The organism is Leptospira chreensis (assembly GCF_016919165.1).
Taxonomy (GTDB): Bacteria; Spirochaetota; Leptospiria; order Leptospirales; family Leptospiraceae; genus Leptospira_A; species Leptospira_A chreensis.
This window is the reverse complement of record NZ_JAFFPS010000003.1, coordinates 54,228-68,501: the sequence shown is the minus strand read 5'-3', so window position 1 is coordinate 68,501 and position 14,274 is coordinate 54,228. Positions and strand designations below refer to the sequence as shown.

The 14,274-nt window shown below is 39.5% G+C and carries 11 protein-coding genes; 7 read left to right on the top strand and 4 right to left on the bottom strand.

Features of this window, described 5'->3' with window-relative positions; genetic code table 11:
• Positions 1-197 precede the first annotated feature (197 nt).
• The 3 genes from rpmF (at position 198) to fabG (ending at position 2,264) form a co-directional block, all read left to right on the top strand.
• A complete protein-coding gene (gene rpmF / locus JWG41_RS00355; RefSeq protein ID WP_015679024.1) occupies positions 198-398 on the top strand; it encodes a 50S ribosomal protein L32 in 201 nt (66 codons plus the stop codon).
• Between the two features lie 5 nt (positions 399-403).
• Positions 404-1,426: a phosphate acyltransferase PlsX gene (gene plsX, locus JWG41_RS00350; protein ID WP_205267986.1), complete on the top strand. Its 1,023-nt coding sequence runs from the start codon at positions 404-406 to the stop codon at positions 1,424-1,426.
• A gap of 76 nt (positions 1,427-1,502) precedes the next feature.
• On the top strand, positions 1,503-2,264 hold the full coding sequence (gene fabG / locus JWG41_RS00345) for a 3-oxoacyl-ACP reductase FabG (RefSeq protein WP_205267985.1): 762 nt from the start codon (positions 1,503-1,505) through the stop codon (positions 2,262-2,264).
• Positions 2,265-2,478: 214 nt separating this feature from the next.
• Here fabG and JWG41_RS00340 read toward each other — a convergent pair whose 3' ends face one another.
• The 4 genes from JWG41_RS00340 to JWG41_RS00325 form a co-directional block, all read right to left on the bottom strand.
• Positions 2,479-6,285 carry a beta-propeller fold lactonase family protein gene (locus tag JWG41_RS00340; RefSeq protein WP_205267984.1) on the bottom strand — a complete coding sequence of 1,269 codons (3,807 nt, stop codon included), beginning with the start codon at positions 6,283-6,285 and terminating at the stop codon, positions 2,479-2,481.
• Positions 6,286-6,651: 366 nt separating this feature from the next.
• Positions 6,652-7,770: a hypothetical protein gene (locus JWG41_RS00335; protein WP_205267983.1), complete on the bottom strand. Its 1,119-nt coding sequence runs from the start codon at positions 7,768-7,770 to the stop codon at positions 6,652-6,654.
• A gap of 1 nt (position 7,771) precedes the next feature.
• On the bottom strand, positions 7,772-9,676 hold the full coding sequence (locus tag JWG41_RS00330; protein ID WP_205267982.1) for a DUF1538 domain-containing protein: 1,905 nt from the start codon (positions 9,674-9,676) through the stop codon (positions 7,772-7,774).
• A 99-nt stretch (positions 9,677-9,775) separates the two neighbouring features.
• Positions 9,776-11,332, bottom strand: a complete 1,557-nt coding sequence (locus tag JWG41_RS00325) for a sulfurtransferase (protein WP_205267981.1) — start codon at positions 11,330-11,332, stop codon at positions 9,776-9,778.
• Positions 11,333-11,709: 377 nt separating this feature from the next.
• Here JWG41_RS00325 and acpP point away from each other — a divergent pair, with 377 nt between their 5' ends.
• Genes acpP through aroB form a run of 4 tightly spaced genes read left to right on the top strand, consistent with a single transcriptional unit; the run spans position 11,710 to position 14,273 of the window.
• A complete protein-coding gene (gene acpP / locus JWG41_RS00320) occupies positions 11,710-11,943 on the top strand; it encodes an acyl carrier protein (RefSeq protein ID WP_002974954.1) in 234 nt (77 codons plus the stop codon).
• A 52-nt stretch (positions 11,944-11,995) separates the two neighbouring features.
• The gene (rnc, locus tag JWG41_RS00315; protein WP_205267980.1) at positions 11,996-12,724 is read left to right on the top strand and encodes a ribonuclease III; all 729 of its coding nucleotides are present in this window, start codon (positions 11,996-11,998) and stop codon (positions 12,722-12,724) included.
• Positions 12,721-13,185 carry an NUDIX domain-containing protein gene (locus tag JWG41_RS00310; protein ID WP_205267979.1) on the top strand — a complete coding sequence of 155 codons (465 nt, stop codon included), beginning with the start codon at positions 12,721-12,723 and terminating at the stop codon, positions 13,183-13,185. Before rnc ends, JWG41_RS00310 begins: the two co-directional genes overlap by 4 nt.
• The gene (gene aroB, locus JWG41_RS00305; RefSeq protein ID WP_205267978.1) at positions 13,182-14,273 is read left to right on the top strand and encodes a 3-dehydroquinate synthase; all 1,092 of its coding nucleotides are present in this window, start codon (positions 13,182-13,184) and stop codon (positions 14,271-14,273) included. Before JWG41_RS00310 ends, aroB begins: the two co-directional genes overlap by 4 nt.
• Position 14,274: the final 1 nt, after the last annotated feature.

The following is a 14,274-nucleotide window of genomic DNA, read 5'->3' as shown; positions in this document are numbered from 1 at the left end:
GTCTAGTTTCACTGCTTTTTCCAAATACTGTTTTGCTCCCGCCTTATCCCCGCTAAGGTAAGACAATCGGCCTGCTTTTTATCATAAACATAGCGAATTACGGTCTCTTATCGAGAGCCTAGAAAATTAAAATATTGTTTTCACATTCGTTTTCCAAAACATAGTAAAAACCAGTTATAATTCCATAGAGGATAGCCATGGCAGTCCCAAAGAGACGTAAATCAAAATCGAAAGTTAGAACGAAAAGAGCCCATCACGCGATAGGCAAGCCTAACTTAAACCCGTGTTCCAATTGTGGTTCATTTGTTCTGTCCCACCGTGTTTGCCCTTATTGCGGTTTTTATAAGGGAAAACTCGTAGTCGCTCAAAAAGTTAAAAAAACGACCGAAGATAACTAACCATTATGTGGGTCGCCGTGGACGCGATGAGCGGAGATTACGGCCCTGAAGGTATCGTCGAGGGCGCGGTTCTGGCAGTACGAGAATTCGGACTGTCGGTTTCTCTCGTCGGCGACGAACAAGAGTTACTCGATATCCTGTTAAAATTTGATTATGACACAGAAAAAATCCGTGTCATTCATTCTACTGAGATCATCGGTATGAATGATTCTCCTTCGATAGCAGTCCGCGCTATGGAGGATTCTTCCGTAGTCAAAGCAGTTCGTTTAGTAGCAGATAAAGAATGTATCGGTGTGTTTTCTCCGGGAAACACAGGTGCTACTATGGCCGCCGCGTTGTTACATCTCGGCCGCCTACCCGGCGTTCTGCGACCTCCCATTGCTGCGCATATTCCACGAGAGGAAGGACCACCTGTTCTTTTGCTCGATGCCGGTGCGAATGTCGATTGTAAACCTGAATATTTAGCTCAGTTTGCTGTGATGGGTGAAATTTATGCCCGTGAACTTTTTGGAATCCAAAATCCAAAAGTGGGAATCCTTTCCAATGGAGAGGAAGACAAAAAAGGAAATACCGTTTCTGTCAAAACCTTTGATCTCTTAAAAAAAATCCCTTTTAACTTTGTTGGAAACGTAGAAGGCCGCGATCTTTATGGTGGTGGTCGTGAAGTAGACGTTGTTGTCTGTGATGGTTTTATTGGGAACATTGTTCTCAAAGCAACAGAAGGTCTCGCCAAATCCATCTTCAATGTTTTGAAAAATTCCATCAGACAATCAAGCCTTGCCCAAACCGGTGCCTTACTTTTAAAGTCAACTTTTACCGCTGTGAAAAAACGTTTAGACTATGCGGAATATGGCGGTGCCCTTCTTCTTGGTGTAGAAGGGATCTGTATGATTGGTCATGGTTCTTCCAACGCATTGGCAGTGAAAAATGCTGTTCGTGTTATCTCCGAGTGCGCCAAACACGGAATCAACGATCGGATTCGAACAAGACTTGGCGAATACAAAACTTTACTCGGCGATTCGGTTTAAATTCAAAAGGATTCATTAAGATTCATTTCATTTAGAAAATATTTTTAGGAATTAGAAAAGAAGAGGAAAAAATCAAATGATTAGTTTATCAGGAAAAACAGCCATCGTCACAGGTGGAGCAAGAGGAATTGGAAAAGCAACTTGTTTGAAACTTGCTTCTCTTGGAGCCAATATCGTTGTAGCGGATATGAACCCAGAAGCAACCAATGCCACTGCGGAAGAATTAAAATCCAAAGGATACAAAGCAATCGCTGTTGTTGCTAACGTATCAATAGAAGAAGATGCACAAAAACTAATTGATGCGGCGAAAAAAGAATTTGGAACAGTCGACATCCTCGTGAATAACGCAGGAATCACTCGTGACACTCTCCTTATGAGAATGAAAAAAGAGCAGTGGGATGCTGTCATTGCAGTGAACCTGACTGGAACTTATCTCTGCACACAAGCAGCTATCAAAGTTATGATGAAACAAGAAAATGGTGGATCGATCATCAACCTTTCTTCTATCTCTGGTGAAAACGGAAACATTGGACAAACAAATTATTCTGCTTCCAAAGCAGGTGTGATTGGTTTTACAAAGGCTGTGGCTCTCGAGATGGCTTCTAGAAAAGTTCGTTGTAACGCGATTGCCCCGGGTTTTATTGCAACAGAAATGACAGAAGCAATTCCTGAAAATATCAGACATGGTATGGTGCAAGCGATCCCACTCAAACGTGCAGGTCTTCCTGAAGACATCGCCAACGGAATTGCTTTCCTTGCTTCTGATGCATCATCCTTTATCACAGGACATGTATTGGACATTAACGGTGGCGGATTTTTACCAGGTGGCGGTCACTAGGATTTAATTTAGTAACTAAATCCAAGTCTAGCCTTTGATGGGGCTGGGCTTGGTGATTCTCTAGTCAATTCAAATGGTTTAGCGGATTGACAAAGTTCTGTATTTCGTTTTTTCTCCACGCCACTCATTCGAAGCCCTCTCAAATCCATCCGAGTCATTCTTGCAATTCTAAATTACATGAATTGAGTCTTAATAAGGCTAATTGAGTTGCATTTTAAGGATCTGATATTTGATAATTTTCCCATAGCCACCGAGTTTCTTCAGTAAATGAGACAGATTTAATATATCCAAATCTAAATATGGGATTTTGAAATATGATACGATCTAAAGTTTCCGCCGAACTTGCGCAGAATTCAATAGGCGTTTTGTTGTCGTTTAAGTAGCTTCCAAATGTCATGAACCTACGATTACAGAATAAATTGATTAGATTCGGACCAACAAGACAGTCGAAGCGTTCCATCGTACAGTTAACAACATGTAAAGTTCTTGGAAGTGCTCTACCATTGATCATTTGATTGTGTCTCAAATTTGGCATTGAAAAATATGCAGGTGGTGGAGAGCCCGCTACAGTTTCGACTACTCCTTTCAGTGAAATCTTCTTTTTTGTAAAGGCGATCGATTGGTTCGTTACATTAGAACCCAGTGACAAACACTCTGAAGAATTATCGGTAAGTGAGTAATTTAAAAGTAATTTAGGGTCCAGAGGACGAAAGTCAAAGGATAGTTTTTTTGACCAAAAATCCCCAAAAGATTGAATAATTACTGAATTATTGCTGGAATCATTCACGGAAAGGGACTCGGAAAAATTCGACTCGTTTTTGTTACATCGAAAGAAGGCAGAATCGGAAATCGTTTTCGACAATTGAATTGAGTTTCCAATGGAACGATCGATCATGGGTTGGCCTGTCTTTGTGTATATATGGCAAGGATCACCAAAAACTGAAGGAGGAATTAAACCACAAGATTGGTTCATAATCGCGCCTGTCAATATAGTATTTGGTGCTGGGTATTTTGCCACACCATCCTTTTGTAGAAATCCTAATTGGTTGGTTTGCGTGAGTGAAACTTCTACGGGGGGATTGGTATTGTCGTAGGATTGGACGACTTGATTTTGGTAGTGATTATCTTCGCCTAAAATCTGATCTCCCACTTGGTTCAATTTCCGAGTGGTTTTATCAACTTTGAATATTTTAGTTCTAATTTGTGTAATATTATTTTCAACTTTGCTATATTTTAAGTAAACAAACTGGGAAGTGTTATCAATTAATACCGAGCGAAAGTTTCCCCCGATGGCAATGGTTTCTTTTTTTGTAAGATTCCCATTTGATGGATCTATCTCATAATTTCCAAGTGATTGTCCAAAGTTTTCAGTAGTTAAAAGTATCAATCCATCTTCTGATATAATAAACTTTTGTGGGCCTGAATTTGAATTGCTTATTGGATTTCTTAAATTATAAAGTTGGCCAGTGATTTGGTCTACATTTGTTACTTTCAATTCCATTGATTGTAAAAAATAAGCATATAGACCGCTCGGATGAAACTTCAATGTATACAAGTTGTCAAGATCATTTGATCCGATACTTTGAGAAGAAAGTTTACTTAGAGAAGGTATATCTACTATATGGTAACGATTATAGTGATGGAATGCATAAACCCAATCTTTTTTAGGGTGGATTTTAGTTATGATTGTCCATCCTAGCCAGCCAGCATTACCATCATAAGGATCAAGATTTCCTGTGTAACTGTTATTAGTAATTGTTCCATTGGTTTTATTAAATGTGAATTTAGCTACACTATAACCACCATGAGTTCCTATTAAATAATTTTCATTCCTCGATAGTTCAAATTTTAAAGGAAGTACGGACTTTTTATCAGCAAAGGTTATTGTTTCGTTATCGTAATCGATTCGATACACGGATAAATAATATTCCTCGTAATCAGAATTGTATACATCCGATAACAGAAAAAAATATTTCCCATCCTTTGATAAAAAAGTTTGAAAGATGTTAAAGTAAGAATCGATAGTCTTTGCGATTTTCTGTTCCAAAACATTTGTCAATAAATTGTGTTTGTAAATCTTTATTTGGTTATTTTCCACTGAGATTATATGATCCGGATACTGAAACCCCAAAACATTGACTTCTACTGGGGTGAATAAATTGCTGATATTCCCTGCTTTATCTTTCGCCCAAACATAAAAGGATTGGTTCCCTAAATCTTTTAATTCAATCCCAGAAAATTCTTTAAGCGAAGGGGAAATGTTACCCGTTTGCCAATTCGGTTGATCAAATTTTGGTTTTACGCTGGTTTTGGTGATAAGCCAATCGATTTCCTTCCCCGGAACATTGTCAGTAGCGTTTGCTGAAAATTTTGCAATGGGAAAGTAGGTTGGTGATTCACTTAAAAGAGTGAATGAAGTGATGTTTGGTGGACTAGTGTCGGGATCATTCGGGTTCGTTTGTTGGATGATTTCCGTAAGATCATCAATCCCATCAGAGTCTGAATCTGCGAGATTGGCATTTGTTGTGCAGACAGGGAACCAAAAGTAAGCTGGGCAAGATAAGTCGGATTCAAAAATGTCACGAATCCCATCATTGTCAGAGTCTTGTCCTGTGACAACGAGAACTGTCTGTGCAAGTGAAACGACAGCTTCCGAGTTTAAGGCAAAGAAGGAATAGTAGTATGTTGTATTTTCTTCTAAAAGTTTATCTTTAAATCCTATGGTAGAAATTTCTTCTCCAAAGACAGGGAGTCCATCTGCTGGGCTTGATGGAGGTGAATTTTTTTTCCTTCGTATGATGAGGTTGGAAATAGAGTTTAAATCAATGTCCTTCCAAAGTAGAGTGGATGTAGTTTGACCTGGAATTGCCGTGAAATGAGTGATTGGATTCTGAAAATTTTCAGCAGAGGCAAGGCAAGTCCCTGGGGTATTTTCCTTTCTTTTGATGGCTACCCAATAATTGGTATCGACTGCTGTATTTGTGGGAAGACCAACTCTGTTGCCATGAAGGGCGACAAGACTATCCTTTAAAAATTCTTTATAATATACTTTATAACTTCCGACTGCATCCGTTGTTTGGATGGTACGGGTATCTAAAATCCAATTCTCGGTAGCAAGCCAACTTGCGTCGCTGGTTCCTCTTCTATCATACATGATATAAACTGTGAGGTCTTCTTCTGCTACGAAGTTAATATAATTCATATTTGTATTGTGTTTATGTTCAGCAAAACTTCCACAGGGTGCTGACCCTGCCTGAGGTGTTCCGCCATTACATGTGGAAATTCCAAAAGATCGGTTTAGACCCAATTCATAAAAATCGTTGTTGGGTGTAATCGTATAATTTCTGTCTTTGTAATATTTGAAATGTGCATCAAGCTGAGTCCACTGGGCACCGCCTTCTCCAGTGATAGGCATGGTAGTGGAAAGACATTGCGGTGCAAGGGCCACTCCTGTGTTTACGGGAGTAGGTAGAGCCGTTAAAACAAAAGGTGTAAAATGATTTGTTGCTACTTGAATTGTTTGTTTTTCTATATCGACTACTATGTTGTCCATCGGGAGCCATTTCTCAGAAAAAACATCGAAATAATAGACAGTAAATTCCTCAATAAAACCTGCCTCTGTTAGACTTGTTTTATTATATTTATATTCGAAGGTAATGGGCTCTGCAAAAATTACGGATTTGGCTTCCTCGGGATTTATCCCAGTAAAGGTTTCGAAGTTGAGCCCTATATCATAAACGTCTCCAATGGGAACCATTTTCCCTTGGACTAAAATTGGCGTTTCCGTTGGTGCTTTTGCAATTTTTAAACTGTTCACATTACTTGCGAATACTGAGTTATTAAGAATTGTTAATGTTGGTGCTGGAACTATATCTACTGGCGCCGGCAATCTATCTTCACCAGAGTAGAAACCTGTATTACTTAGAAAGGCAATTATGATATTTCCAAATTGATTTTTTGTATTTTGAATCAAAGAACAATGACAGAGAAGGAAGAGAGTGATTAAAGTTTTATTTTTCATTTAAATAGAGTCCTGTGACGCATTTCGCTTTTCATTTTTTCCTACGGTATAAATTATACTATAGCGAATGTTAACATTTAGAATAGATACTAAAGTAGACATAGGTTCTTCTATGAATCGTTTTTTAACATTCATTCTGTTAGTTGGAACAGTATATTGCTTACTGTGGCCAATATACTGTGCAAATATTCGGTTTTACTGGTTTGTCATTTGGTTTTAGTTGGCCGCGATCGTGAAGATGGCCTCGCAAGCTTTAGAGATTCCATCCTCTATTCGGAAGCTCCAACAAATTAGTTGAAAAAAGAGTAATTTTTCAGCTAAGGCAGTAGTATGTACAATCGAAAAAATGAGAGCCTAATTTTAGGACTACTTTTTCCCTTTCGATTGGTAAGAGAAGGCTCTTGGGATTTCCATAGTATAGGCGATCCCTTCCGTCTCTTCCCCAAAAAAACCAATTTCATCTAATACAGAAAGCACTTCAGGAAGATTTTTTTTAGGAATCAGAAGGTTTGCTACTTCTCTTGCAGGTGTGAACGCATTTTTTTCATTTTGCGCATGCATTAGTTTGTTTAAAGAAATTGTGGAACTAGAAACGCCAACCCTTCGTAAACTAAACAACACTGATTCAATTGTTTCCTCTTTACAATTTAAAACAACATTCACTCCTTCGAAATAATTTCTCTGACGAGTGGATTGGCGAAATTGGTTGGATTTTTTTCTCCAATCCATGTTCCCATGTAACTGATCTAATGCGGAAATGATTTGGTCCATACTGGCCGCTTGTTTGGGGCCTTCCAAACTCACCTTGGTATTGAGTAATCCGCGCCCCATGGGAAATTCAAAAATAAAACCTCGACCAGGTAAATCTAACCTACCTACTTCAATGATAAAATCCATCGCATGTTCAGAGTCAGAGGAATGAACCACGATTTTTAAAATTTCTTTTTCTTTTGGAATTGTGATTCTTAAAAGACCTAACTTGTCACGTAAACCCGTTCCGGTTCCGTAACTAATAGTTGGAACTGCCACTCCGTTTTGCAAAATCAAACGAGCAATCGGTTCTGCTGATCCGCGAGGCAGAATACAAAAAATTCCGGTGAGGCCTGAAAAACCAATGGCTTTGTTTTTTTCTTCGGTTGTGAAGATGTAGTCGGTTGGAACCGGGCTATGTAAATCAATGGTCTCCGAATATACGGTTCCATGCCCTGGAACATTCAACTCTGCCGCATCACGAAAAAGTGTGAGTAAAAAGTTTTCTGCTAACGGTTCACATAAAACTTCAAAAATAGTAACCGGTGTATCGATGATCGAATGATTTTGGTAAAAGTCGAAAAACAACCAACCTCGTTTGGCAAGGACAGGGTACCTTCCGGCTTCCATATGAAAATAATGTATTTTATTTATTTTTAATGCAGAGACAACGAGGTCAGTTAAGTCTCTATGAATGATGGCTGTGATTCTTGTGATTTTACGTTTGGAATTCATTTTATTTCTCTTTCAGTTCCAGATCACGTAACGAGAGTTTGCGGGATTTTTCTACAATCATTCCCATGATTAAAACGGATAAAATAGGGAAGGCGGAAGCTGCGGCAAGGACTCCAAATCCATCCACAGTTCCCATTTGATTTCCAATCCCAAGCCCCATAGCAATGATGAGGGGAACGGTGATAGGGCCTGTAGTCACTCCCGCACTATCCCAAGCAATATCGATAAACTCTGATTTGCTGAATGTGTTTAAAATGAGAAGAGTTAGATATACCGGGACTAGGATCCAAACAAGTGGGATCTCAAGTAAAATCTTTAACATCCCAAGTAATGTCCCAAGCCCAACACCCACAGCTACCGATTGGATGAGAAGGGATTTCCGAAAGGTTCCAACCGTTGTTTCTTCCACCGTATTTCCAAGAGCAGATAATGCTGGTTCTGCGAGAGTGGCACTGTATCCCAAAAAGAAAGCAAATACTAAAACCACTAAATAACCTAGTAAATTGTCTTCTTTGCCGAATATGGGTCCATGAATGGGAATATATTCGTAAATTTTACTTTTGGGATTCCAGTTTTCTTCGTGGTAAGGAATTCCTGTATACGATTTTCGTTCTTTGAGATAAAAGAATTTTTCTTCTTTTCCTTCTTCATTCACTGCTTTTAAAACCGACTTGGGATTGAAGTTAGGAATGAACTTTGTGGAATCTATAAGTTCAATGGATCGAAATGTGGAGGGGAGTTTCCCCCCGACTTGACTGCCTAGTTTGTTCAAACCAAATATGATTCCAAAATTAAATAAGGAAAGTCCAATCACAGAAAATCCAATCCCTAAAAAAACTTCCTCCAGGTATGGGATTTTTTCTCTTAATATAAGTGTTAAAAACAAAAGTAAAAAAATGGAAATAGGCAGGATGGCCCGCATCGCCATTTGAAACGCATTCAAAATATTTTCTTTGGCCTTTTGATAGAATTCTTTTGTAGAGGGAGGTTGTGATATAGATTCTTTTTTGATAGGAGGAGTCCATTTCGAATCACCTAGCAGAAGTTTTGCTTGTGTGAGAGTAATTCCTTGTTTGAAAAAAATCTCTTCTGGCATGGGTTTTGGAAGTTTTCCAGAAAAATACATTCCCACAAGGAATACAGAGAGGATGGGGAAAAGGGAAGCAAGTGTTACAACTCCATAAGCACTACTTTGTTCGTTTTTTTCAGCTACTTTCGAGATTCCAATTCCCAAAGCCACAACGAGAGGTACAGTGACAGGACCTGTGGTCACAGCACCCGAATCCCAAGCAAGACCTGAAATTAATTTTAGGTTTTCATCAAAGTATGCGTAGATACTTACACCTAACAGTATGAATATGGTTGGCACAAGAATTCGCATTAAAGAAAATCCAAATAAAAACCGTAACATCCCAAAAACGACAGAGACACCCACACCAATGGCTATGGACAAATAAAGATAAACGGATCCTTCATTGAGTAAAAAATAAAGTAGAGGTGCATCCCAAGGTGCTACTTTACTTCCGCAGGCTCTTAAGATGGAGATGGCAGGTTCTGCCAGGGTTGCGCCCACTCCCATCAGTACAGAAAATACCATGATGCTGACAAGGCCTAGTTTTTGTGGCAATCGAAGTCCCAAGGCTTCCGCGAGAGGCATAAGTCCAAGAAACAAGCCTTCTAAAAAAAAGGTGAGACCAAGAACAACGGCAGAAATTCCAAAGATGATAAGGCCTGCTTCTTTGATCGGAATTCGTAAAACAAATAATTGGAAGAGGGAAAGATATAAAACAATCCAGATGACCGCTTTGATCTGGCCCCATAGTTTTTTCTGAAAATAAGGTAGAACTAAGGTAATGGTTTCTCTAAATCCAATATGGATCGATTCTTCTTTTTCGTTCCTTGCCATATAGACAGACTGACCAGGAAAAACATTTTTGCAAAGGGAATTTCAAAAAGAATGTCTCCCGGCAGATGCCAGGAGACGAAGTGTAAACTGGGAAAGAGATTAGTACTTATAAGCCTTATCTTCTTGGATGAATTTTTTTGTCGTTGTTGCCGTGAGATTGATATCAGGTCTAACAATCAAAGTTGACACATTATACCAGAGATTTGATGACACAGATGAAGTATCCGTTCTCCATTTAAAATCACTTGGAACTTGGTTGATTGAAGACGTTCCATGTCCTGCAACGAGAGCTGTCCATTCCACAAGAGATCCATCATAGTATGTGGAAGGGTATCCAAGAATATTCAGTGCAGCAAATCCATTGACTTGTGCTTCAAAATTGGTTCGGCATTGGCTGACAACTGTGGCACCGGATGTATAACCTTTGTTTGTAAAAATTGCTTTCAAAGCGGCCTTTGATTTGTATCGATATCCAATGGCAAAAGCATCGGCGTCACTGGTGGAAACAGCACCTGCATCAGAGAATCCTTCGAATAAAGCGAGCCAAGGAAAAGTAGTAGATCCTTTGATTCTTCCTTCAAAAGGGATGTATTTTTTTCCAGCAGCATCTGGCCCGCCAGAGTGTTGATAAGAAGTTGTGATTGCAGTTCGGTTACCATTTGGATTTGCACCTGCTGTGGTAGTTCCTGAATCATCATCAAGTCTCCCTGCTGTAGTTCCACTCCATTGTGCTGTTGGTCTTGCATCAATTAAGAACTGTTTTGTGGTAAGTCCTGGAATTTGTGCCTCCAAATTGTTTTTCGCAATTTCATAAATATCTTCGAGACCAGAGGTAATGATTGTGTTATCCACTCTGATGCTTTTGACACTAAAGGTTCCTTTTCCAGGAAGCGTACTTTTGGAAGCACTTGTTTGCGTTGGATAAATTTGTGAAAAATTGCTTCTTAAGTTTCCATTTAGTATGGCAATGTTCTTAATGTCTACCCCCCAATATCGCAACCAATAAACTCCGCGAGTGATGTCTTGGACTCCACCAGCTGCAGTGCCTGGTGCAGGTGCTGCACCGGTTATGACCACGTCATCTTTGTTCGTTCCAAAATTACCTGTTCCAACAGCAAAAACAATTAAATCTTTGGTGGGATTGATTCCATAAGTATTCAGCCAATCATCCACATATGCACCGTTTGCTTGGTAACGAACGGAATTGGCGAAGAGTCCAGAATCTCTAGTTTGATTGAATCGAAAGAGACCATCTGGCAAACCATCTGGTCTGTAGTCATTGAGGAGATAAACATAAACACCTTTGGAAGGATCTGATTTTACATAAGGATTCCAGCCTTCCGCTCCACCATTGGCTTTGTTCGCACGATCTGTTTGTAAGATAATCAAATTTCCTGTGATATGGCTTGGTTTGTTTGCTTGCCAATCAGATACAAATCGATTCAGAGTTTGGCCCGTGATGAGTCCCCAATTGTTTTGGTTGTAATCATCTGCCGATTCGTTTACCAAATCGGTGGCCGTATTGACCTTAACTTGGTTGGCAGCAAAAAGAAGTAGGCCTGCTAGTAGAGTGTTGTCTTCTTTCTTTTCTGCACAAGATACCGAGAAGGAAAGCAGGAGGAAAGTTGTGAGTGATCGGATCCATTTTTGAATCATGGAGTTCTCCTTAAATTTTTTATTCTTAAACTCGATTTCGTAAGAAGGGGGTAATAGGGGAAGAGTATTCTGCTATAGCAGAAGTTAAATCTGTTAAAATAGAGCAAACGATTGGAAATCCGCCTAGGATTTTGGAATTAGATGTGAGTTCGTTCAGTTCTCGTCGTTTTTTGACCAAAACCATCCTAATCGGATCAATTTAATTTATGTTAGGTGATGTTAGAACGATGTCAAAGGTTTCAAGAGGAAAATAATCTATTTAGACTTGCCAAAAATTCCGACAATTTCATTTTAAAAAAACGCTAGGCGTACATATATACCTAGCGGAAAACGATTACACTTGCCCCACTGATTAACAGTGGCCTGGAGGATATAAAATGGCAGATTTCGAAAAAATTAAGTCAATCATCGTAGAACAACTTGGTGTTGATGAATCAGAAGTTACACCTGAGGCTCATTTCATCAATGATCTTGGTGCTGACTCTCTTGATACAGTTGAACTAGTTATGGCTCTTGAAGAAGAGTTTGGTGTGGAGATTTCTGATGAAGACGCAGAAAAAATCCAAACCGTAGGCGATGTAATTAAATTCATCGATAAACTTAAGGGGTAATTCCCAATCCAAAAACCGGGTTCCTTTCATAGAGGAACCCGGATCTTTTACCTTGTCCGACTCGATTCGTATCAAACTTCCCCCCGAAAGAATTTCCTCTCTCAAAGAACTTCAATCTCTTACAAAAACTCAATTTAAGGATATTTCCCTTCTCCACCTAGCATTTGTTCATAGGTCATTCGCAAACGAAGACTCGGATCGTTATCTTTCTGATAATGAACGTTTAGAGTTTTTAGGAGACTCGGTTCTAGGAATCCTCGCTGCTGAATTTTTATACAGATCCCTCCCCAAAGGAAAAGAAGGAAAACTGGCCAAACTGAAAAGTAAAATGGTTTCGGCCCCAGCGATTGCAAAACTCGCCAGATCCTACAGATTCCCTGAATTTTTACTTCTAGGCAGAGGTGAGAGAGAAAAGGGAGAATCGAATACCAATCTCCAAGCAGACAGCTTTGAGGCCTTTCTAGGGGCCTTGTATCTCGATCAAGGTCTTGAGAGTTGTCGTAAATTCCTCACTCCTCATTTTCAGGTAATGGAAAAGGATGTGGATGATGCAGAAGAAACAAAAGATTATAAAACCATTTTGCAGGAATTTTGCCAAAAGAAATGGAAAAAATTACCTGAATATTCCGTTATGAAAGAAGAAGGCCCTGACCATGACAAAGAGTTCCTTGTTTCTGTGGCTTGTGAAAGTCACTTCCAGACTACTGGGGAAGGAAAGAACAAACGTCGGGCAGAACAGATGGCAGCCAAGGCAGCCCTCCGCTTTCTAAAAATACTATGATCGAGTTTTTATTAAAATCAAAATCGATGCGGGTTCGTGTGGCAGCCCTCATCCAAGATCCTAAAGGTAAAATTTTGCTCGTACAACAGCAAAAAAAACAATCGGGGTATTGGTTACTTCCCGGTGGGGGAATTGAATTTGGGGAGTCAGGAGAAGAGGCACTCAAACGAGAACTGAAAGAAGAATTGTCTCTGGACGTAAGCCAAATCGAATTTTTATTTTTAAATGAATCCATCGATCCCGATAAAAAACGCCACCTGATCCAAATTGTTTTTTTAACCAAGGTAAAGGATTTGTTACCAGTTCTCAATCCGAAGGAAAAAGCCATTTCCGGATTTGGATATTTTACAACGAAAGAAATTTTGTCTATGGACATCCGCCCGGATATAAAACATTACTTCCGAGCCAAAAGTACAAATAAACCTAGATATATTTCCAGCCCATGGGTGAATGAACCATGAAGTTGTCGGAACGTGAAATTATAGGACAGGGTTTCCGTTACCCCATTGAATTACACGAAGACTTCCAAGGCCTAACCGAAAAATTAAACGCACTTCCCAAAGTTTCCAAAGTCTATGTCCTCACAAGTCGCGAAATTGCAGGGATTTACGAAAAATATCTAACCAAAGAACTAAAATCCCTAAAGGTTCCTTTTTCCTTTATTTATTTAAAACCCGGTGAAAAGAACAAACACATCGACCGGGTAAAAAAAGTCTACAACCAACTCATTGAAACAGATGCCGATAGAAAGGCCGTGGTCATTGCATTTGGTGGCGGAGTTGTTGGAGACTTCGCTGGATTTATTGCCGCTACCTACCAAAGGGGCGTACGATTTGTCCAAGTTCCCACAACAGTCCTTGCTTGTGTGGATTCGTCTGTTGGCGGAAAGGTCGCCGTCAATGTAGATTCGGGAAAAAACATGGTAGGTGCTTTTTACCAACCAGAGTTTGTATTTGCTCCTCTTTTTACTCTTTCCACTTTACCAGAAAAAGAATGGAGTTGTGGTCTTGCAGAAATCGCAAAACACGCATTTCTTGATGGTGGTAATTTTTTAGATACAATTTCCAAATCAAAACGTTCTGATTTTTCTGCCAATTCACAAACTCTTCGTTATGCGATTGAAGAATCTGTGCGAGTGAAATCAGGCATTGTGGCACAAGACGAAAAAGAGTCTGGATTACGTGCTGTTTTGAATTTGGGCCATACTACAGGTCATGCCATTGAATCTTTAACCCAGTATAAGAAGTATTCTCATGGAGAAGCTGTAGCAGTTGGCCTAGTTACCGCCTTACTATTGTCACGCGAACTTGTCGGGTTTTCTGAATCCAATTTTCAAAAAGCAATCACACTCATGAAACAATTGGAATTACCCACTGCCTTGGAAGAAAAACCGGACTTGGTTCTAAAACATATGGAACATGATAAAAAAAAGGAAGGATCTTCCTTGAAGTTTGTTCTATTAGAAGATTTTGGAAAACCAAAGTTTGGTGTTTCTGTCGAACGAAAGACGATCCTTGAAATTCTAAAACGCCAAAAAGGAAAGTTATAGA

Excerpts from the sequence above, each read along its gene's own strand:
- acpP (WP_002974954.1), top strand. The coding sequence starts at position 11,710 with ATGGCAGATTTCGAAAAAATTAAGTCAATCATCGTAGAACAACTTGGT.
- fabG (WP_205267985.1), top strand. The coding sequence starts at position 1,503 with ATGATTAGTTTATCAGGAAAAACAGCCATCGTCACAGGTGGAGCAAGA.
- JWG41_RS00335 (WP_205267983.1), bottom strand. The coding sequence starts at position 7,770 with ATGAATTCCAAACGTAAAATCACAAGAATCACAGCCATCATTCATAGA.
- rpmF (WP_015679024.1), top strand. The coding sequence starts at position 198 with ATGGCAGTCCCAAAGAGACGTAAATCAAAATCGAAAGTTAGAACGAAA.
- JWG41_RS00325 (WP_205267981.1), bottom strand. The coding sequence starts at position 11,332 with ATGATTCAAAAATGGATCCGATCACTCACAACTTTCCTCCTGCTTTCC.
- JWG41_RS00340 (WP_205267984.1), bottom strand. The coding sequence starts at position 6,285 with ATGAAAAATAAAACTTTAATCACTCTCTTCCTTCTCTGTCATTGTTCT.
- plsX (WP_205267986.1), top strand. The coding sequence starts at position 404 with ATGTGGGTCGCCGTGGACGCGATGAGCGGAGATTACGGCCCTGAAGGT.
- JWG41_RS00310 (WP_205267979.1), top strand. The coding sequence starts at position 12,721 with ATGATCGAGTTTTTATTAAAATCAAAATCGATGCGGGTTCGTGTGGCA.
- aroB (WP_205267978.1), top strand. The coding sequence starts at position 13,182 with ATGAAGTTGTCGGAACGTGAAATTATAGGACAGGGTTTCCGTTACCCC.
- JWG41_RS00330 (WP_205267982.1), bottom strand. The coding sequence starts at position 9,676 with ATGGCAAGGAACGAAAAAGAAGAATCGATCCATATTGGATTTAGAGAA.